This window comes from Paludisphaera sp. (genome assembly GCF_037189885.1).
In the GTDB taxonomy this organism is placed as follows: Bacteria; Planctomycetota; Planctomycetia; order Isosphaerales; family Isosphaeraceae; genus Paludisphaera.
Genome location: NZ_JBBCIR010000004.1, coordinates 16,977 through 35,561, shown reverse-complemented (window position 1 = coordinate 35,561; position 18,585 = coordinate 16,977). Strand labels below are relative to the sequence as shown.

Here is an 18,585-nt window from a genome sequence, read left to right as displayed (position 1 = left end):
CATGACCACGCCACAGGGGTCGCGCGAAGACTGGTCCCGCCGCCTCGCCCCGCTTCGGCTGGACGCCGAGCCGCTCGACGAACAGCTCGCGCGCCGTCGCGGCGCGTTCGCGGCGCTGGCGGCCGTCACGACCGCGATGGCCGCCGCGTTCCTCGCGCTGTTCGCCGCATTCGGCCGCTGGGACGTGGGCCTGATCACGGCCCTGGCCTTCTGGCTGCCGATCGTCGGCCTGGCCCGCCGCGACCTGTCGAGGCTGACGAGGGCGGTGGCGGAGTACGCCCGAGTGGCGGGCCGCTGAAAGGCGGCCCCGGCGCGTCCGTCGGGGAGACGGCCGGCCGGGGCGATAGGGTCCACGCGCCGTTCAGATCACCTGCGCGCCGCCGGCGGAGGTCTGGGGGCCCTTGAGGTCGTGGAGGCGCTCGAAGGTCGTCTCGATCACGCGGAAGGCCTTGTCGGTCGCGCCGTCGACGGCCTCGTCGATGCTGGCGGCCTGATGGCTCGTGGCGACCGGCTCGCGATGCGCCACGCGGACCTCGACGAGACAGCGGATGTCGTTGGAGCCCCCCTTGGGACCGTTGACGTCGGCCAGGTGGACGTCGACGCGGGTGATCTGGGTGGCGAACCGATCGAACGCGCCCCGGATGCCCTGGGCGATCCCCTCGCGCTGGCTGTCGGTGGCGTGGATATGGTTGTCGGTGCTGACATGGACTTGCATCGGACACCTCGCGGACTGCGTTGGGTCGGGGGCCCTTATGGAGGGCCCTCCGACGTCAAGGGTACGCCGCCCGACGACGATTGCAAGCCGATCGGGCGGGCCCCATGGGCCGACCTTCGTGCAAATCACGAACCCGGCATCGGGAATAGCGGGTCCCGGTCGCCCAGGCCCCCCTTCAGCGGCGTCTTGCGCTCGGGCTTCGGCGGGGGGGGCGTGTCGTCCTCTTCGCCCTCCTCGTCGAGCTGCTGATCCTTGGGGAGCGGGAGGATCGACAGGCTGATGCGCCTGGCGTCGGCCTCGACCTTGAGGATCCGGACCTCGACTTCCTGGCCCGGCTGCACGACGTCGGCAATTCTACGAACGCGGGTGGGGGAAAGTTCGGAGACGTGGATCAACCCCTCCACGCCCGGCTCCAGCTCCACGAACGCGCCGAACTCCATGAGCTTGGTCACCTTGCCGCGGACGGAGGTGCCGCGGGGGTAGTTCTCCTCGGCGTCGTCCCAGGGATTTTGCTGCAGCTGCTTGAGCCCGAAGGTGAGCTTCCTCGCCTCGAAATCGATGCGGAGGACCTGGACCTTCACCTTGTCGCCGGGCTTGATGACCTCCTCGATCTTCTCGACGCGGACCCAGCTCAGTTCGCCGATGGGGAGCAGGCCGTCGACGCCGCCGACGTCCACGAACGCGCCGAAGGGCTTGACCGAGCGGACGACGCCCTCGCGGATCTGCCCCTCTTCCAGCGTGGCCCAGGTCTTCTCGCGCATCTCGGCGCGCTCGCGCTCGAGCAGCTCGCGGCGCGAGACGACGAGGTTCTTCTCGCGGGCGTTGGCCTCGGTGACGACGGCCTTGACCTTCTGGTTGAGGTAGTCGGAGCCGTCCTCGACGCGGTTGAGGTCGATCTGGCTGATGGGCATGAAGCCGCGGATGCCGTCGACGTCGACCTCGACGCCCCCCTTGACGACCTTGGTGATCCGGGCCTCGACGATGACGCCGTCGCGGAGGTTGCTCCAGTCGGCCTCGACGGCGGCCCCCTTGAGTCGGAGGTGGACGATCCCCTCGGAGCGGTCGAAGTGGTCGACGACGACCTCGATCTCGGCGCCGGGCGCCGGCGGCTCCCCCTCGAACTGGTCGATGGGGACGACGCCCTCGCTCTTGCCGCCAAGGTCGACGAAGAGGCTCTTGCCGCGGACGCCGATCACCTTCCCCTTCCGTTCGCCCTGGCGGGCCTCCTGGCCGCGGTCGCGGCCGTCGGCGGGGAGGCGATCGTCGCGCTTGCGGCGGGGCGGGGAGACGTCGAACGCCTTGGGGTCGAAGCCGCTGAGGGCGGCCTCCAGCTCGGCCTCCAACTCGTCGTCCCACTGGCGCTTGAGCGGCTTCTCGGGCTGGGCCGGGGCCTTGCGGCCCATCGCGGCGTCCATCGCCTCGTCGATGGCCGCGTCGCGCGAGCCTTGCGAGAGCGGGGCGGGCGCGCGGCGGGGGCCGGACGGGGCGGGCGGCCTGGGGGGGGTCCCGGGCGTGGTCGAGGCGTTCGGGTCGTCGGGCATGGGATCGGATCCGTCTAGCGGGCTGGGGAGGGGCGAATCGACGTCGGCCGGGGCGCGACGAGGGCTCGCGGGGACGATCGGAATCACGTTGGCCGTCGGCCCGGGGCGAGCCGGGCCGGGACGAGGCCGCCCGTTGGTTCGTTCAGCCGACGGGGCGGGGTTTGGGATGGGACGCGGCGACGGGTTCGAACCGACGGTTGCGGCCCACGGCCTCGTCGGGGCGGATCTGGTCGAGCCGCTTGCCGTCGGCCCGCCAGCGCCCCTTGTCGTACTCGAAGACCGCGGTGGCGTGGCGGCGCTCCCTCGGCGCCTCGTAGGGCGCGGGGTCGAAATGGACCCCGACCAGCGCCAGGAAGCATCGGGTCTGGCGGTCGCGGGCCCAGACCACGTCGTCGTGCCATCGCGCGTCGTCCCAGCGCATGCCCTCCTCGCGGTCGAACCGGCCGAGGCTGGTGATGAACTCGGCCTCCAGGCGCTCGCGACGCCGCCGGAAGGAGTCGCGCGCCTGGTCGACGTGGAGATCCTCCAGGAAGACGCGCAACGGCCGGCGGAGGATGCACCACGCGGCGAAGACGCACAGGGGGAGGACTCCGGCCCCGATCAGCCATCCCATGATAGAACCCTCGCCCCTCGCCTGGACAGGTCGGCAGGATAGCGCATTGTAGGGGGAGCCCGCCCCGGACCGCAAGGGACGCTTCGGGGCGGGCTCCCCGGAATCCACGCCCCCGCCGATCCGCACGGACCCGCCCATGCACCGAGAGTCGACGCCCCCCCCCGCCCCGCTGAAGCTCGGCGCCCACATGTCGATCGCCGGCGGTTACGATCGCGCCGTCCGCGCGGCCCACGCGGTCGGGTTCGAGACGGTCCAGCTCTTCACCAAGAACAACAACCAGTGGAAAGGCGCGCCGATCACCGACGCCCACGTCGCCGCCTTCCGCGCCGCGCTCGACGAGACGGGGGTCGTCGACCCGGTCTCGCACGCCTCGTACCTCATCAACCTGGCGAGCCCGGACGAGGCCCTCTGGGCGAAGTCGATCGACGCGATGGTCGTGGAGGTGGAGCGCTGCGCCCGCCTGGGGATCGCCGACCTGGTGGTCCACCCCGGCGCGCACACGGGCTCGGGCGAGGACGCGGGCCTCCGGCGGGTCGCCGAGGCGCTGGACGTGGTCGCGGCGCGGACGGCGGGGCTGCCGGTGACGATCGACCTGGAGACGACGGCCGGCCAGGGGACCTGCCTGGGGCACCGGTTCGAGCACCTGGGGGCGATCCTGTCGCTGGTGGCGGACTCCTCGCGGCTCGGGGTTTGCGTGGATACGTGCCATGTTTTCGCGGCGGGGTATTCCATGGCCGATCGGGCGATGTACGATGAGACGTTGGACGAGCTCGATCGGGTCGTCGGCCTGGGTCGCATCCGGGTCTGGCACCTCAACGACAGCGTCAAGGCCCAGGGCAGCCGCGTCGACCGGCACGCCGGGATCGGCCTCGGGATGATCGGGCTGGAGGCGTTCCACCTCCTCGTGGACGACCCCCGATTCCGCGGCCTGCCGATGATCCTGGAGACCCCCAAGGGGGTCCAGGACGGCGAGGATCTCGACGCGCGCAACCGCCGGGTCCTCCTCGGCCGGCCGACCTCGTAAGCCCCGCGGCGGGGCCCGCCCGGGAGCCCCCGCCCCCCTGAAAACCCCTGGATCGACGGTGGTCATCGCGTGGGAAAGTCGAAGAACGCTAACAGCCCCGGGGGATCGACGGCCGCCGTCGCGCCCGCCGTCGTCGATTCCAGCCTGTTCATCAACCGCGAGCTGAGCTGGCTGGAGTTCAACGAGCGCGTCCTGGAAGAGGCGCGAGACCCGTCGAACCCGCTGCTCGACCGGCTCAAGTTCCTGGCGATCTGCTCGTCCAACCTCGACGAGTTCTTCGAGGTCCGCGTCGCCGGGCTGCAGGCCCAGCTCTACGAGAGCCTGGAGCCCCAGGACCCGCCCCCCGACGGCATGGGCCCGCTCGCGCAACTCCTGGAGATCTCCAGGCGCGCCCACGACTTCGTCGCCCGGCTGTACGACATCTGGCTGAAGGAGGTCCGGCCCGAGCTGGAGGCCCACGGCATCCGGATCTGCGCGCCCGCCGACCTGACGCCGGAGCAGGTCGAGTTCCTCGACGGCTACTTCCGCGACCAGGTCTACCCGGTGCTGACGCCGCTGGCGATCGACCCGGCCCACCCGTTCCCGCACGTCCACAACAAGAGCCTGAACCTCCTGCTGCGGATCGAGTCGATCAACCAGAACGGCCGGCTGGTCTACGCCGTGCTCCAGGTCCCCTCGGTGATCCCGCGGCTGGTCCCCCTGCCCGACGAGCCGGGCGGGGGCAAGCGATTCGTCCTGCTGGAAGACGTGATCGGCCCCCGGCTGGACGCCCTGTTCGGCGGGTACCGCACGGTCGAGCGCGTCGCCTTCCGCGCCACCCGCAACAGCGACCTCTCCATCCAGGAGAACGAGGTCAAGAGCAGCCTGCTCTCGACCATCGAGGAGAACCTCCGCCAGCGCAAGTGGGGCGCCCCGGTGCGCCTGGAGATCTCCGAGAGGGTCGACAACGACTTCCTGGCCCAGCTCCTGGCGGTCTCGGCCCTGGAGCTGGAGGAGCGCGACGTCTACCGGGTCCCCGGGCCGGTCGACCTGACCGTGCTGAACGCCCTCTACAAGCTGGAGGGCTTCCGCGACCTCCGCGAGCCCCCCTGGGAGCCGAAGATGCCGCCGGCCTTCACCGGCCGCAAGAGCGTCTTCCGCGCCATCAGCGAGCAGGACTTCCTGGTCCACCACCCGTATGAGTCGTTCGGCACGGTCGTCCAGTTCATCGAGCAGGCCAGCGAGGATCCCAGCGTCCTGGCCATCAAGATGACCCTCTACCGCACGGCCGACAGCAACCCGATCATCTCCGCGCTGATCCGCGCCGCCGAGAACGGCAAGCAGGTCACCGCGCTGGTCGAGCTGCAGGCGCGGCTGGACGAGGAGAACAACATCGACAAGGCCCGGCTGCTCCAGAAGGCGGGCGTCCACGTCGTCTACGGGATCGTCGGGCTGAAGACCCACTGCAAGGCCGCGCTGGTCGTCCGCCGCGAGCACGACGGCATCCGCCGCTACGTCCACCTGGGGACCGGGAACTACAACCACACCACGGCCCGGCTCTACACCGACCTGAGCTACTTCACCTGCCGGCCCGAGATCGGCGAGGACGCCAGCGCCCTGTTCAACCTGCTGACCGGCTACTCCCAGGGCCACGCCTGGAAGCGACTGGTCGTCGCCCCGATGGACCTGGCGGACCGCCTCGCCACCCTCATCCGCCGCGAGGCCGACCACGCCCGCGCGGGGAAGCCGGCGCGGATCGTCGCCAAGATGAACTCCCTGGTCGACCCCCGCACCATCGCCCTGCTCTACGAGGCGTCCCAGGCCGGCGTGAGGATCGACCTCATCATCCGCGGCATCTGCTGCCTCCGGCCGGGCGTCCCCGGCGCCTCGGAGAACATCAAGGTCCGCAGCATCGTCGACAAGTTCCTCGAACACTCGCGGATCGCCTACTTCGCCAACGACGACCAGCCCGAGGTCTTCCTCTCCTCCGCCGACTGGATGCCCCGCAACTTCCGCCGCCGCGTCGAGCTGATGTTCCCCATCGAGTCCCCGCCGCTCAAGCGGATGGTCGACGAGCTGCTGGCGTTGCAACTGGCCGACAACGTCAAGGCGCGCGAGCTTCAGGCCGACGGCACCTACAAGCGGGTCGAGCCCCGCAAGGGCGCGCCGGCCATCCGCTCCCAGGTCGAGTTCCAGCGCCTGGCCGTGGAGCACGCCTCCAGCATCCCGATGACCCCCGTCACGCCGCCGGATCTCGAACCTTCCGAGCGCCGCGCCCGCGGCCGCGACTGAGCGCGACGGGCCGCGACGGCCCTCATCCCCAGCCGTCCGTCGGCGCCTTATCGGCCCGCCGGACGGCCTGGAGGATGGCCCAGGCCAGGACGACCGTCATCACGACCACGGCGAGGAGCATCCACGCGCCCCCCAGGGCGACGGCCCGCCGCGGCGACGGGCGATAGTCGGGGTTCGCGACGACTGGGCCCAGCGTCGCCACCTCCTGCGGGGCGCCCGGGCCCAGCGCCGCGAGCACGGCGTCGGCGTCGTGTCGGGGGGCGTCGGCGGCGTCCGAACCGTATTCCAGCCGATACGACCGGCCGGCGGCGGCGACGAACTCCACGCGCCGATCGACCGAATCGCCGTCCACGCCGACGACCTCCAGCGGCGGGCTGTCGCCGTCCTCGATCTCGATCCGCAGCCGGTCCGCGCGGGTCTCCGGGAAGTCGAGCGTCAGCTCCTCGCGCCGGAAGTCGCCGAGCTGGTAGAGCGACAGGGTGCCCCGGCCCACGTCGACCCAGCCGGCGTCGGTCGGCCGTAGCACCCGCGCGGGGCGGTGGAAGTTGCGGCTCGTCGCGCGGAGCGACAGCCGAGTCAGCGGCAGCCGGCCGGCGGCGACCTCGATCCGCGTCACGCGCTCGCGAGGGTCGACCTCGACGCGCTCGACGGCCAGCGCCGCGCGGGTCGTGGTGGGCTCCTCCCCCTCGACGCCGCGGACCGCGCGATGGAGCGCGACGCGGTCGACGCGGAACGGCCGGCGGAGGATCGTCTCGGTCTCGGCCCGACGTTCCTCGTCCCCGTCGCGGGCGCGGGAGAGTTGGTAGTACGGCGACCGCTGCTCGTCCGACTCATGTTCGATCACGAACTTGAACATGCGGAACCCACGCGCGGGGAACGCCACGTCCACGTCGCGCATGTCCATGAAGCGGGAGTAGTCCAGGATGCGACCCTCGGCCAGGGGCGTCCAGGTCTCGCCGTCGAGGGAGCCGAGGACGCGGACCCGACGTTCGAAGTCGACCAGCGGCGTCTGGATGGCGGCGCCGTCGGGCTCGGGGGCGTCGTCCTCCAGCACCGTCACGACCTCCAGCGCCTCCCCCTCGATCACCTTCAGCGACTCGACGCGGCTCGCCACCGGCTCCCGGACGAGGACGCTCCGGCCCTTCGTCTGGACGCGGATGGCGAACGGGACCTCCTCGCCCCGGTCGTCCCGCAGGCGGACGTCGGGGAGGCCGTCGCGCGTCCCGGCGTACACCGGGGCGTCCAGCGGCACGACCGTCACGGCCTCGGTCGGATCGTCGCGGAGGATGTCGCGGCGGTACTTGAACGTCGTCTGGGCCGGCGCGGACGCGGCGGCCGAGACGAGGAGCGTGGACAGCACCAGGCGGGCGGCGGTCATCGGCGGGCCTCCTCGACGTCGTCGATCGTCCGGGCGAAGACGGACTCGGAGCGGAGGTACAGGAACGCCCCGAACAGCGTCAGGACGCCCAGCAGCAGGAAGGCGACGATCCGATACAGCGGGTCAAGCTCCGCGAGGTCCACCAGGAAGACCTTGAATCCCACGATCGTGAACAGCGCCAGGCCGACCTTGCGCAGCGCCCCGTCGCGACGGGCGATCCCCGCCACGATCAAGCCCAGGGCGTAGACGGTCCAGACGATCGAGACGCCGCCGGCTCGGAGCGTCGGCGCGAAGCGGGCCAACAGCGTGTTCGTCTCCAGCGTCAGGAAGATGAAGCCCAGGAGGATCGCCGTCGCGGCGGCGAGCCACGGCAGCCGCTCCGCGTCATCCCGGTTCCCCGCCAGCCTCCCCAGCCGGGGCGTCGCGAAGGCCAGCAGGCCGACGATCGCGCCGAATTCGAGGGCGCGCATCAGGGCGACGAGCGGCGAGTACGGGCCGGCGTAGGTCAGCGACTGGTCGAGGCCCCAGGTCGACATGTCGACCATGACCAGCTTGAAGAGGACCGCCGACACGCCGAGCACCACGGCCGCCGCCGCCAGCACGTTCCCGACGGCCGCGCGCGACAGCATCAGGAAGCACGCCCCGATCCAGAGGAACGTCAGAGCCGGCGGCCGAGCCGGGGGGAACAGTTCGCCGACGGTCCGGAAGACCTCCAGGTTGAGGAACAGGAAGGTCATCGCCGCCGCGATCGGGACCGCCGCGGCCGTCGCGCGATCGACGACCTCCTCGCGGGCCTCGCCGTCGTCCAGCGTCGTGTCCCACGCCATCCCCGGACGACGCAGCAGGTAGGACGCGCCGGCGATCGAGGCGATCGGGGTGCCCAGGGCGACGAGCCGCTGAATCATCTGGGCCAGGTACGCGGCCGGCGACAGGCCGGCGGCCGACGCGGCCCCGTAGGACATCGAAAGGTCGACGAAGCCGAACCGGAGCAGGACCAGCCCGTACAGCGCCAGGGCCATCTTGCGGAGGAACCCGCTGCGCGTCTTGCCCGCGAGCCAGAGCGTCGCGAGCGCCTGGGCCGACCAGGCCGCCGTAATCCATCGAGGCGAGAGGGCCAGGGGTATCGCGATCGCCACGAACGTCCCGGCGATCGCCAGGAAGCCGAACGTCAGGCCGCGGTCCTCAACCCGTCGCTTCATCAGCCAAACCGCGTGCGCCAGGTGGTACGCCGCGAGGCTCAGGGCGAGCGTCGAGGCGCCGATCCTGCCGAACGACGCGTTGACCATCATGCCGCCGGCCAGGAAGAAGATCGCGGCGTTGGCCGAGAGCGCCAGCCACTCCAACAGCGTCGACTCCCGGCGTCGCCGCACGTTGAAGACGATGATCGACAAGGACTCCAGCGCGAAGACCGCGACCAGGTACGGGAACGTCGCGAGGAAGCGGTCGGGCGTGTAGTCGACCAGCGTCGCCAGGAACAGGGTGTAGGTCGCCGCGAGGCCCAGGTAGTTCAGCAGCCGCCAGTTGCGATGCAGGCCGACGGCCAGCACGCCGACGCCGAGCAGCAGCAGGTAGGCGTAGAGCCCCTGGTAGTCGCGGCTGGACCCGCCGAGCAGGAGGGGCGTCGCGTACCCGCCGCAGATCCCCAGCACGGCCACGAGCAGCGAGTCGAACCGGACGGCCGTCACGCAGGCGGCGGCCGTCACCATGGCCATCAGGCCGAACGCGGGCGCCATGTCGATCAGGTGATGGAACGCCCACGCCGCGTAAATGCTGAAGTAGAACGCGGCGATCCCCGCGCCCAGCAACGCGTGGCCGAGGGGTCGATAGCGCCCCGCCAGCAGCTTGATGCCGCCGACCGCCAGCCCCGCGCCGACGACGATCGTCATCGCGACCCTCCCCTCCGGGGCGACCCAGCCGCGATCGATCGAGTACTTGAGGAAGAAGCCCAGGCCCGTCACCAGGATCAGGACGCCCAGCCGCAGCAGCCAGGTGCTGGCGACGGCGAACTCGACCGAGACCCCCGGCCGACGGTGCTCCTCGCCGACCATGATCCAGTTGCCGATTTTCGCGAGCGCGTCCCACGCCGCCGTCTCGAACCGGCCGGGCTGCCGAGGAGGCGTCGGGGGCGGGATCGGCCTGGGACGCGAGGCGGCGACGGGCGTCGGGACCGGCCGTGGCGGCGGCGTCCAGGGTGCCGGCTCGTCGATCGTGATGGGCCGATCGGCGGGCGGCGCGGCGGCCTGGGCGAGCGAATATTCGTCGGGCCTCGGCTCGGGCTCGGTCGCGACTTCCCGGGAGGGCACGGACGGCGCGGGGGGCTTGAGAGCCCGGCGCATCTCGCGAAGTTGCGCGGCCAGGTCCTCGATCCGGGACGTCTGGTGTCGCGACTGCGCGACCAGCCAGGCGAGCAGCCCGATGATGATGTAAGGGGTGAGGCCGAGCCCCCAGAAGAAGAGGTTGAGACCGTTCATGGGTGGGATCCTGGGTAGCGCCTCGACGGCTGGTGCGTGACCAAGTTCTAGTCTCCCATGGCGATCCGGCGATCGAGTGTGACACGCGCGAGGACGACGCCGCGAGCGGAAAGTTCGAAACGAGAGAGGCCGGGGCCGCGCGACGGCGGGCGGCCCCGGCCTCTCGGGATGGCTAGCGATCCGGCCTCGGCGTCACTTCACGCCGACGGCGACCGACTGGGGCTTGGAGGCGGAGAGCACCTTCTCAAGCTGACGCTCGACCTCGCTGGCGGAGCGGAGGTTGCGGTTGACGACCTTCCCCTCGGCGTCGACGAGGAACATCGTCGGCAGCGAGATGATGCCATACTCCACCGCGAGCCGGCCGTCGATGCCGTCGGGCTCGAAGATCTGGGGCCAGGGGAGGTTGTGCTCCTTCTGGAAGGCCTCGAGCTGGGCCTTGTCGTTGTCCAGGCAGACGCCGACGACCTGGAGCCCCTTGGAGGCGTTCTTCTCGGCGAGCTTGGCGACGTCGGGCAGCTCGCGGCTGACCGTCTGGCCCCCCCACGACGCCCAGAAGACGATGAGGACCGGCTTGCCGGCCAGGGTCGCGGTGTCGACGGGCGCGCCGTCGGCGCCGGCGCCCTTGAGGGCCAGCGGCTTCCCTTCCAGGTCGAGCCGCTTGAGCGCCCCGGCGGCCTTGCGGCCGGCGAGGGTCTCGGGGAAGTCGGAGACCAGCTTCTTGTAGTCCTCGCGGGCCTTGTCCTCCTCGGCGTTGAACTCGTTGGAGCTGCCGAGTTGCAGCCAGACCTCGGGGGCCTCGTCCGACTTGGGGAACTCCTCGAGGAAGGCCTCCAGGTCGGTCATCCACTTCTTCTGATTCGCGACGAAGTTGCCGTTGGGCTCCTCGTTGCGGAGGACGAAGTCGGCGCCGATGAGGCGGTACGAGGCGTACGAGCCCAGCGGGCCGCCGGCCTTCACCACCCCCTCGATCGTCTCGCGGCCCTTCGCCCAGGCGCCGGTCTGGAAGGCGGCGATCAGGCTGTCGACGGCCTGCTTCTCGTAGCTGAGGCGCTCGTCGGCGTCCTTGGCGGCGGCGCCCACGCCCTTCAGCAGCGGGACTCGCTTGAGGTGGACGGCGGCGATGTCGCGCCTCTCCCCCGCGCCGGAGAGGACCTCGGCGTTGGCCTTGTCGAACTCGGCCAGCGCCTTGAGCGCGGCCTCCATCTCCTCGTCGTGCGCGCCGCCGGGGATCTCGGCCGACTCGTAGAGGGCCGAGCGGATGCCGGCGGCGGAGGCGACGATCGGCTTCTCGGGGTCGACCACCCGGGGGAGGTCGACGAACTTCCAGGCGTCGCCGAGCTGGATCATCTCGGGGACCTGGAGCATGGTCAGCTTGGACGGCTGGCCCCCGGGGGCGGTCGGCGGGCTGATGAAGACCATGGCGTTCTCATACAGGACGACGTCCTTCGCCAGCCCGGCGGCCGAGTCGGCCGGCAGGGCGTGCGGGAGGGTCCCGTCGAACTTGCTCCAGGTGGCCTTCTCGCCCGCCGCCTTGATCGCGGCGGCCAGCTCGGCCACCTGCTCGGCCCGCTTGTCGGGGGCGTCGACCACCTTGCCGACGACCTCCTTGGGCAAGCCGGCGGCCGTCAGCTCCTCGTCGGTGGCGATCAGCGAGTCGACGAGCCCGGCGTCGCCGGCGGCGAGCGCCTGCACGAGGACCTTGGTCGCCTCCTCGGCGGAGATCCGCTTCCAGCCCACGATCTTGTTGTCGCGGACGACCCCGACCCGGGTCCCGCCGGCGTTGAGCCAGCGGCACTCGTCGGCGCGACGGTCGCCGTCGAGGTCGAGGTCGCGGTAGACCTCGAAGCCGTCCTGGTAGTAGCTCCACTGGTCGAGGCCCTTGCCCCCCTTGGTGCTCAGGAACCGGCGCAGCGTCCTCCCCTGCCCGTCGCGCAGGAGGTAGCCGATCACGCGGCCCTGCTCGGTCAGCGTCTCCACCTTGCAGGCGTCGATGGCGGCCTGGTCGGTGGGCGTCTCGTACTCGACGCCGATCGACTGAGCCGGCTTCAGGGCCAGCATCGCCTGCGGCGTGATCCCCTGCGACGCGGGCGCCTGGGCCAGGGTGGCGGGCGAGCCCGCCCCCAACCCGATCGCCAAGGTCGCCGCGAAACCGAGTTTCCGCATGATCTCCTCCTTGAATCCCGGCCGCCGGAGCGGCCCCCGGCGCCCGCATGCCCTCGCCCGACCCCGCGGATCGGCCGGGGCGCGCCGGCCCCGCGTCCACGATCCTCGGAGTGGACCCCAACTCGCCCCTTTCGTCCAGAGCGAGTTCCGGGGAAATCCCCGCCTGTCGCACCTCCCGATCCCGGCCTCCGCGGCCGTCCGGGCGGGTGGCGGGCCTACGCCGGGGGAGCGGCGCGCTCGCGGAGGCGGTCCAGGTCGGCCTGGGGGCAGAGGTAGGCGCCGACGCGCCGGCCGGGGCGGTCGGGGGCGTGGAAGTCGGAGCCGGCCGTGGGGACCAGGTCCAGCCGCGCGGCCCAGTCGCGGAAGCGGCGGCCGACGCGGTTCTGGACGCCGGGGCCGGCCACCTCGATGCCGGTCAGGCCGGCCTCGGCGAGCGCCCGCAGCGATTCCAGCTTCAGGTTGTGCGGCGGGTGGGCCCACGAGACCACCCCGCCGGCCTCGCGCGTCAGCGCCACCGCCTCGAAGGCGTCGAGCCGAGCCTTGGGGACCTCGGCCGGCTTGCCGTCGGCCAGGTAGCGGTCGAAGACCTCCCGGACGCTGGCGGCCTGCTTCGTCCGGAACAGGTACTCCGCCAGGTGCCGACGCCCCAGCGTGGCGCGGGGGAAGCAGCGTCGGACGGCCGTCAGGTCGACGACCATCCCCAGCTCCTCCAGGCGGGACGCCATCGCGGCGAACCGGCCGGCGCGATCCTCCCGCAGGCGCCCCAGCGCCGCGAGCAGCGCCGGGTGCTCGCGGAAGTAGTAGCCCAGGAGGTGGATCTCCCGGCCCTGGTACTCGCAAGTCATCTCGACCCCTGGCACCAGCTCGACGCCCAGGCGGTCGGCCTCGGGGCGGGCGATGGCCAGGGCGGAGACGGTGTCGTGGTCGGTGATCGCCACGGCGGCCAGGCCGACCGAGGCGGCGGCCACGACGACCTCGCACGGGGAGCACGCGCCGTCGGAGTGCGTCGTGTGGACGTGCAGGTCGGCGTCGCGGCGGGTCACTCGGCGGCGCCTTCCTCGGCGGGCGTCGTCGCGGCCTCGACGTCCGCGGCGGCCTCGGCCTCGTCGCCGGCCCCGCCGGGCTTCTTGGTCTGGAGGACCTTGTCGAGGATGCCGTTCACGAACCGGCTGGACTGCGCCGTGCTGTAGCGCTTGGCCAGTTCCAACGCCTCGTTGATGGCGACCTTGGCCGGGGTCTCGCCGTGGAGGATCTCGTAGGCGCCCAGGCGCAGGATGTTGCGGTCGATGGCCGCCATGCGGTCGAGCCGCCAGTTCTCGGCCACCTGCTTGATGGCCTCGTCGATCTCGGCCTGATGCTTCTTGACCCCCTCGACGAGCCCCAGCGTGAAGAGGATAAGGTCGCGCTCGCCGAGGGACCTCCGCTCGATGAAGCGGCGCGCCTCGGGGTTGACGACGCCGGAGTTCTGCTCCAGTTGATAGAGCACCTGGAGGGCCACTTCGCGGCCTCGGGAACGTCGGGTCATGATCCTCTCGCTTCGGCCGTCGGGGCCTCGAACAAACAGCGCGGCCCGGCCGTCCCTGGTCTTCTCGTCCCGTCGCGTCGACGGCGGCGCCCGGCTGGGTCCATCATAGCGGGCCCCCTCCCCGGTCGAAAAGGGGAATGGAACGGCGGTCTTCGGCTCAAGCCGCGCGCGAGGCGACGACGATGGACAGTGGAGGAGGGATCGTCCGTCCTGGCCGGAGGCCGCCGAGGACTCGGGGTTGACGGGGACGGGCGGTCGATTAGATTCCGGCGGGCCCCGGCGACGGATCGGGGGTCGCCACGTCCCCCAGCCGAGCGACCATCCCGTGCCAAGCGAGCCGCCGGACCCCCCCGAGCGCCGGAAGGCCGTCCACCGCCCCGTCCTGCTCGACGAGGTGGTCGAATGGCTCGCGCCCCGCGAGGGCTCGACACTCGTCGACGGGACCGCCGGCGCCGGGGGACACACGTCGGCGCTGGCCCGCCGCGTCGGCGAGACCGGCCGCGTGATCGGCTTCGACCGCGACCCGGCCATGCTGGAGCTGGCCCGCGCCGCGACCGAAGGGCTCCCCGTCGACCTCGTCCACGCCCCCTACAGCGAGATGCGCGAGGGGCTGGCGGGCCTCGGGATCGCGGCGGGGACGGTCGACGGCGTCGTGCTCGACCTGGGGCTCTCGTCGGACCAGCTCGCCTGGAGGGATCGCGGGTTCAGCTTCGGGTCGGACGGGCCGCTCGACATGCGGTTCGACCCGACGTCCGGCCTGCCGACCGCCGCCGAACTCCTCGCCGAGATGTCCGCGGAGGACCTGGCGAACGCCATCTACGAATACGGAGAGGAACGGTTCAGCCGCCGGATCGCCCGGCGGATCGTCGAGACGAGGGACGCCCGGCCGCTGGAGACCACCGGCCAGCTCGCCGAACTGGTCCGCCGCTGCATCCCCGGGAAGCTGAGGCACGGCCCCATCGATCCGGCGACGCGCGTATTCCAGGCCCTGCGCATCCTGGTGAACGACGAGCTGGGGCACCTCGACAAGATCCTCGCCGAGCTGCCCGGGATTCTCGCCCCCGGCGGCCGCGCCGCGATCATCAGCTTCCACTCGCTGGAAGACCGCCGCGTGAAGTGGGCCTTCCGCAACGACGACCGATGGACCGTCCTGACCAGGAAACCCGTGACCGCGACGGCCGAGGAAACGGCCGTCAACCCCCGCGCCCGTAGCGCCAAACTTAGGGTGGCCGAACGATGGTCGAACCAGGAACCTATCCCGACCCCGACGAGCCCCAGGCCCTGATCCCCGACGCGGTGTACGTCCCCGAGGCCGCCGAGGAGATCGAGCCCACCGCCCAGGCGGTCGAGGCGCCCGCGGACCCGCCGATCGACCCGGCCACGCCGGTCGTCGAGCAGGAGCCGGTCGACGAGGGCGCGCCGGTCGCCTCTTCCCCGCCGGCCGCCGCGCGTGCGCTGGGGATCGTCCGCGTCGTGGGAGGGCTCCTCCTCGCGGCGACGCTGAGGGGATTGGCCCTGGCGCGAGCCTACCCGCGCGCGGCCGTCGCCGTCGGGCTGTCGGTGCTCGTCCTCTGCGGCGTGCTCTCGCAGAAGCGCGGCCGCGCGCCGGTCGTCGAGATCCCCCCGCCCGGCAAGTCCTCGGCCGCGCTGCCCGGCGGCGAGGGGAAAGACGCCCCGCCCCTCGTCGCGGATACGGAAGACGGCGAGGACGCGGACGCGATCGCGGCCGAATCGGAGCCGCCGACGCCGGTCCAGAGCGAGGAGGCGCCGATTGCGTCGTCCGCCCCCGCCCCGGCCCCCGCCCCGGCCGCGTCCGAGGGCGTGAAGCGCACCTCGGCGGTCCTGCCCGACCTGGCCCTCCCCCCGGAGGTCGACCACCCGGCCGAGCCGGACGAGGCCCCCTCGCCGATCGGGATGCTGCTGGCGTTCAACTCCCAAACCCCGGAGCCCGACGAGGACGCCCCGGCCCCGGCGCCGGCGGCCGATGCCCTCACCGATCCCGGCAAGATCAACACCGATGGCTCCGCGCCGCCGGCCCCCGCGCCGGCCGCCGCGCCGGAGCCGGCGCCGGCGGCCGGCGACGACCTCCCGCCCGAAATCTCCCCGTCCGAGCCAGACATCCCGGAGCCGTCGCCGGCAGCCGACGTCGATGACGACGACGTCGACCTCCCACCCGAGATCCCCGCGCCGGCGCCGACGGCCCCGGAAGGCCCGGCCCCCGGCGTCGACCTCCCCGCCGAGATGACCCCTTCGGCTCCGGCGACCCCCGCGGCTCCCCCGGCGGACGATCTTCCCCCGGTCGCGACGCCGGCGTCCGAGCCGGACGAGGTCGATGAACTCCCGGCGCCGACCATCGCCCCAACACCGACGCCGACCCCTTCGCCCTCGCCCTCCCCGCCGGCGGAGCCCCGGCCGACCGACGCGCCCCCCGCGGGGATCGCGCCGTTCCTGCCCGTGGCTCCTCCGGCGGTCGCGACGCCGGCCGCGCCGGTGATGCCGGCGGCGCCGGCCGCCGAGTTGCCCACGTTCGAGAGCGCGCCCGCCGCCGCGCCGGCCCCCTCCTCGCCCGCCTCGGACGACGACGATGAGGATTGGGTCCCGATCAAGCACACCGGGGGGCCGCCCAGGCTGGACCCTCGCGACATGGAACTCTTCGACGAGGGGTTCGACGGCCGATCCGGGCGCGGCGACGACTTCTTCGCGGACATGGCCCCCTCGGCCCCCGCCGCCCCCATCCGGATCTCCTCCCCGAGCGCGGTCGCCGCGCCGGTCGCGAACGCCGCCGCGCCGGTCGCGAACGCCGCCGCGATGGCCGCCGACCAGGCCGCGCCGGCACGCGACGAAGACGGCAAGCTGGACACGATCCTGCACAAGGTCCGGCCGGGCGAGAACTTCTGGACCATTTCCCGGACCCACTACGCCTCGGGTCGCTATTACAAGGCCCTGGGCCAGGCGAACTCCGACCAGTTCCAGCGCCTTCAGGATCTGTACGTCGGCGCGGTGATCCGGATCCCGCCGCCGGAGGACCTGGACCCCTCGCTGATCGACCCCCCCGGCGGCATGTCGGCCCGCGACCGCGACCCCGACGCCGCCGAGGAACCGACGCCCCGCGTCGCGTCCGACGCTCCCAGGCTCCGACGCTCGCGGATGGTGGAAGGCGACCTGGACCTCCCCAGCACCGACCCCGACGCCGAGCGGGCGTCCGACCGCGGCGAACGCCGCCGCGCCCCGCGCGAGGAGTACGAGGCCCCCGCTCCCAGACGCGCCGCGCCGGTGCACCGGGTGCGGTCGCGCGAGACCTTGCGGTCCATCGCCCGCGACCGCCTCGGCGATTCGCGCCGCCACCGCGAGATCCTGGACCTCAACCGCGACGCCATCCCCGACCCGTCACGCCTGACCCCCGGGCAGGTCCTCGAACTCCCCGACGACGCCGAGTAGCGCCGTCGGTCGGCGTCGGGTCGGGGTTCAGCCCGCGAAGGCCTCGCGGTAGCGGCCCAGCAGCGCGCCGACGGCCTCGTCGGCCGCCTTGTCGGTCGACCCGCCGCCGACGTTCGTCGCGACAAGGACGCCGAAGTCGCGGGCCGGCGCCAGCCACGCGTTCGCGTACCACATGGTGTTGCTCCCGGCGTGATTCAGCGCCTTCCCCCCCGCCCAGGGACGGTCGAGCACCAGCCACCCGCCGCCGTACTCCGTCCCCGGCGCGGGCGTGTGGAGATCGCGGAAGGTCGAGGGCATGAGCAGCCTCGCCCCCGGCCGCTCGCCGCGAAGGTGGGCGATGGCGAACTTGGCCCAGTCGAGGATCGAGCAGTGGACCGTCCCGGCCGGCCCCATCACCGGGGCGTTGTCGTGGCGGATCGGCTTCAGCCGGCCCAGCGTCCGCTGATGGCCGTAGGGCTGCGGCTCCCGGCTGGATGCGTCCATGCCGGGCGCCCCGAAGCCGGCGGTGTACATGTTCAAGGGCTCGAAGATCCGAGCGCGGGTCAGGTTCTCCCACGACGCCCCCGTGACCCGCTCGGCCATCAGACCGGCCAGCACGTAGCCGACGTTGGAATACTCGTACTTCCGACCCGGCAGGGAGCGCGGGGGGACGGAGCACGATTCCCGAAGCACGGCGTAGCGCTTCTCGGTCGGCGTCAGGCCCGGAGCGCCCCACCAGTCGGCGTCGTGCGGCAGGCCGGCGCGGTGGGTCAGCAGGTGCGAGAGCGTCGCCCCGCGGAAGTCCGGGTGCATCCGATCGGCGTAATCGGGGAAGACCTCGGCCAGCGTGCTCGACGCCCCGAGCGCCCCCTCCTCGTAGAGCGTCGCGATCAGGGTGGCCGTCATGGCCTTGGTGCACGAGCCGAGATGGATGCGATCGGTCGTCCGGAAGGGGTCGTCCTCGCCGGCCTTGCGGACCCCGACGGCGGCGACCGAGACGACGGCCGGCCCCTTGATGATGGCGCCGACGAGCCCCGGCAACTTGTGCCTCGCCCGGACCTCCTCCAGGAGCATCCGCGCGCGAGCGTCTTCCGGCGGGCGCGTCTCCCACGGCTCCAGGACGGGCCGCAAGGCGTTGCGCGTCGGATCCGGGAGGACCGGGCGGCGGACGGTGCGCCGCGATGTCGACGGGTCCCCCGCGGCCGGCTCCTGGGCCCAGGCCAAGCCCCCGCACGTCGCGGCCCCCGCCCCCAGAACCGCCCTCAACCAGTCGCGCCTGTGGGTCATGACGCCCCCTCCTGTTCGGCCCGATCCTGTTCGATCGCATCGGCGACATCGACGCCGAATCCATCGAGCATAGATCACGTCCGAGACCCCCGCAAAGTCCCGAGCGGCGGATTCCGGCCGGGGCGTTCGCGTGGCGCGGGTCCGATCGGTCGCGAGGCGTCGGCGGGGTGAGGCGTCGCG

Annotated in this window: 14 protein-coding genes; 5 read left to right on the top strand and 9 right to left on the bottom strand. The window is 72.4% G+C overall.

What is annotated here, in order from left to right:
• The first annotated feature begins 1 nt into the window (after position 1).
• A complete protein-coding gene (locus tag WG209_RS00755) occupies positions 2 to 298 on the top strand; it encodes a hypothetical protein (RefSeq protein ID WP_337173073.1) in 297 nt (98 codons plus the stop codon).
• A 63-nt stretch (positions 299 to 361) separates the two neighbouring features.
• Here the strand turns inward: WG209_RS00755 and WG209_RS00750 are convergent, their stop codons facing one another.
• The 3 genes from WG209_RS00750 to WG209_RS00740 all read right to left on the bottom strand — a co-directional run bounded on the left by WG209_RS00750 (position 362) and on the right by WG209_RS00740 (position 2,869).
• Positions 362 to 715, bottom strand: coding sequence for an HPF/RaiA family ribosome-associated protein (locus tag WG209_RS00750; RefSeq protein ID WP_337173072.1), 354 nt, complete (start codon positions 713 to 715; stop codon positions 362 to 364).
• 125 nt (positions 716 to 840) lie between these two features.
• Positions 841 to 2,256, bottom strand: coding sequence for a S1 RNA-binding domain-containing protein (locus WG209_RS00745; protein WP_337173071.1), 1,416 nt, complete (start codon positions 2,254 to 2,256; stop codon positions 841 to 843).
• A gap of 142 nt (positions 2,257 to 2,398) precedes the next feature.
• Positions 2,399 to 2,869, bottom strand: a complete 471-nt coding sequence (locus tag WG209_RS00740) for a hypothetical protein (protein WP_337173070.1) — start codon at positions 2,867 to 2,869, stop codon at positions 2,399 to 2,401.
• Between the two features lie 136 nt (positions 2,870 to 3,005).
• Here WG209_RS00740 and WG209_RS00735 point away from each other — a divergent pair, with 136 nt between their 5' ends.
• Entirely contained in the window at positions 3,006 to 3,893 is an 888-nt protein-coding gene (locus tag WG209_RS00735; RefSeq protein ID WP_337173069.1) for a deoxyribonuclease IV, read from the top strand.
• A 69-nt stretch (positions 3,894 to 3,962) separates the two neighbouring features.
• A complete protein-coding gene (gene ppk1, locus WG209_RS00730; RefSeq protein ID WP_337173068.1) occupies positions 3,963 to 6,164 on the top strand; it encodes a polyphosphate kinase 1 in 2,202 nt (733 codons plus the stop codon).
• A 22-nt stretch (positions 6,165 to 6,186) separates the two neighbouring features.
• Here ppk1 and WG209_RS00725 read toward each other — a convergent pair whose 3' ends face one another.
• The 5 genes from WG209_RS00725 to nusB form a co-directional block, all read right to left on the bottom strand.
• A complete protein-coding gene (locus WG209_RS00725; protein WP_337173067.1) occupies positions 6,187 to 7,542 on the bottom strand; it encodes a DUF3999 family protein in 1,356 nt (451 codons plus the stop codon).
• The gene (locus WG209_RS00720) at positions 7,539 to 10,013 is read right to left on the bottom strand and encodes a DUF2339 domain-containing protein (protein WP_337173066.1); all 2,475 of its coding nucleotides are present in this window, start codon (positions 10,011 to 10,013) and stop codon (positions 7,539 to 7,541) included. The genes WG209_RS00725 and WG209_RS00720 overlap by 4 nt, the downstream gene beginning before the upstream one ends.
• Before the next feature lie 192 nt (positions 10,014 to 10,205).
• Positions 10,206 to 12,176, bottom strand: coding sequence for a redoxin family protein (locus WG209_RS00715; RefSeq protein ID WP_337173065.1), 1,971 nt, complete (start codon positions 12,174 to 12,176; stop codon positions 10,206 to 10,208).
• Between the two features lie 215 nt (positions 12,177 to 12,391).
• Positions 12,392 to 13,219 (bottom strand): PHP domain-containing protein, encoded by an 828-nt coding sequence (locus WG209_RS00710; protein ID WP_337173064.1) that lies wholly within the window; start codon positions 13,217 to 13,219, stop codon positions 12,392 to 12,394.
• Entirely contained in the window at positions 13,216 to 13,701 is a 486-nt protein-coding gene (gene nusB / locus WG209_RS00705; RefSeq protein WP_337173063.1) for a transcription antitermination factor NusB, read from the bottom strand. The genes WG209_RS00710 and nusB overlap by 4 nt, the downstream gene beginning before the upstream one ends.
• 325 nt (positions 13,702 to 14,026) lie before the next feature.
• On the opposite strand from nusB, the gene rsmH reads away from it, so the two are divergent.
• Positions 14,027 to 14,986, top strand: a complete 960-nt coding sequence (gene rsmH / locus WG209_RS00700) for a 16S rRNA (cytosine(1402)-N(4))-methyltransferase RsmH (protein ID WP_337173062.1) — start codon at positions 14,027 to 14,029, stop codon at positions 14,984 to 14,986.
• The gene (locus WG209_RS00695; protein WP_337173061.1) at positions 14,938 to 17,139 is read left to right on the top strand and encodes a LysM peptidoglycan-binding domain-containing protein; all 2,202 of its coding nucleotides are present in this window, start codon (positions 14,938 to 14,940) and stop codon (positions 17,137 to 17,139) included. The genes rsmH and WG209_RS00695 overlap by 49 nt, the downstream gene beginning before the upstream one ends.
• A 27-nt stretch (positions 17,140 to 17,166) precedes the next feature.
• On the opposite strand, the gene WG209_RS00690 is transcribed toward WG209_RS00695, so the two are convergent.
• The gene (locus WG209_RS00690) at positions 17,167 to 18,405 is read right to left on the bottom strand and encodes a serine hydrolase domain-containing protein (RefSeq protein WP_337173060.1); all 1,239 of its coding nucleotides are present in this window, start codon (positions 18,403 to 18,405) and stop codon (positions 17,167 to 17,169) included.
• Positions 18,406 to 18,585 lie beyond the last annotated feature (180 nt).

Coding starts and splice junctions, on each gene's coding strand:
- WG209_RS00755 (WP_337173073.1), top strand. CDS start 2: ATGACCACGCCACAGGGGTCGCGCGAAGACTGGTCCCGCCGCCTCGCC.
- WG209_RS00750 (WP_337173072.1), bottom strand. CDS start 715: ATGCAAGTCCATGTCAGCACCGACAACCATATCCACGCCACCGACAGC.
- WG209_RS00745 (WP_337173071.1), bottom strand. CDS start 2,256: ATGCCCGACGACCCGAACGCCTCGACCACGCCCGGGACCCCCCCCAGG.
- WG209_RS00740 (WP_337173070.1), bottom strand. CDS start 2,869: ATGGGATGGCTGATCGGGGCCGGAGTCCTCCCCCTGTGCGTCTTCGCC.
- WG209_RS00735 (WP_337173069.1), top strand. CDS start 3,006: ATGCACCGAGAGTCGACGCCCCCCCCCGCCCCGCTGAAGCTCGGCGCC.
- WG209_RS00725 (WP_337173067.1), bottom strand. CDS start 7,542: ATGACCGCCGCCCGCCTGGTGCTGTCCACGCTCCTCGTCTCGGCCGCC.
- WG209_RS00720 (WP_337173066.1), bottom strand. CDS start 10,013: ATGAACGGTCTCAACCTCTTCTTCTGGGGGCTCGGCCTCACCCCTTAC.
- WG209_RS00715 (WP_337173065.1), bottom strand. CDS start 12,176: ATGCGGAAACTCGGTTTCGCGGCGACCTTGGCGATCGGGTTGGGGGCG.
- nusB (WP_337173063.1), bottom strand. CDS start 13,701: ATGACCCGACGTTCCCGAGGCCGCGAAGTGGCCCTCCAGGTGCTCTAT.
- WG209_RS00695 (WP_337173061.1), top strand. CDS start 14,938: ATGGTCGAACCAGGAACCTATCCCGACCCCGACGAGCCCCAGGCCCTG.
- WG209_RS00690 (WP_337173060.1), bottom strand. CDS start 18,405: ATGACCCACAGGCGCGACTGGTTGAGGGCGGTTCTGGGGGCGGGGGCC.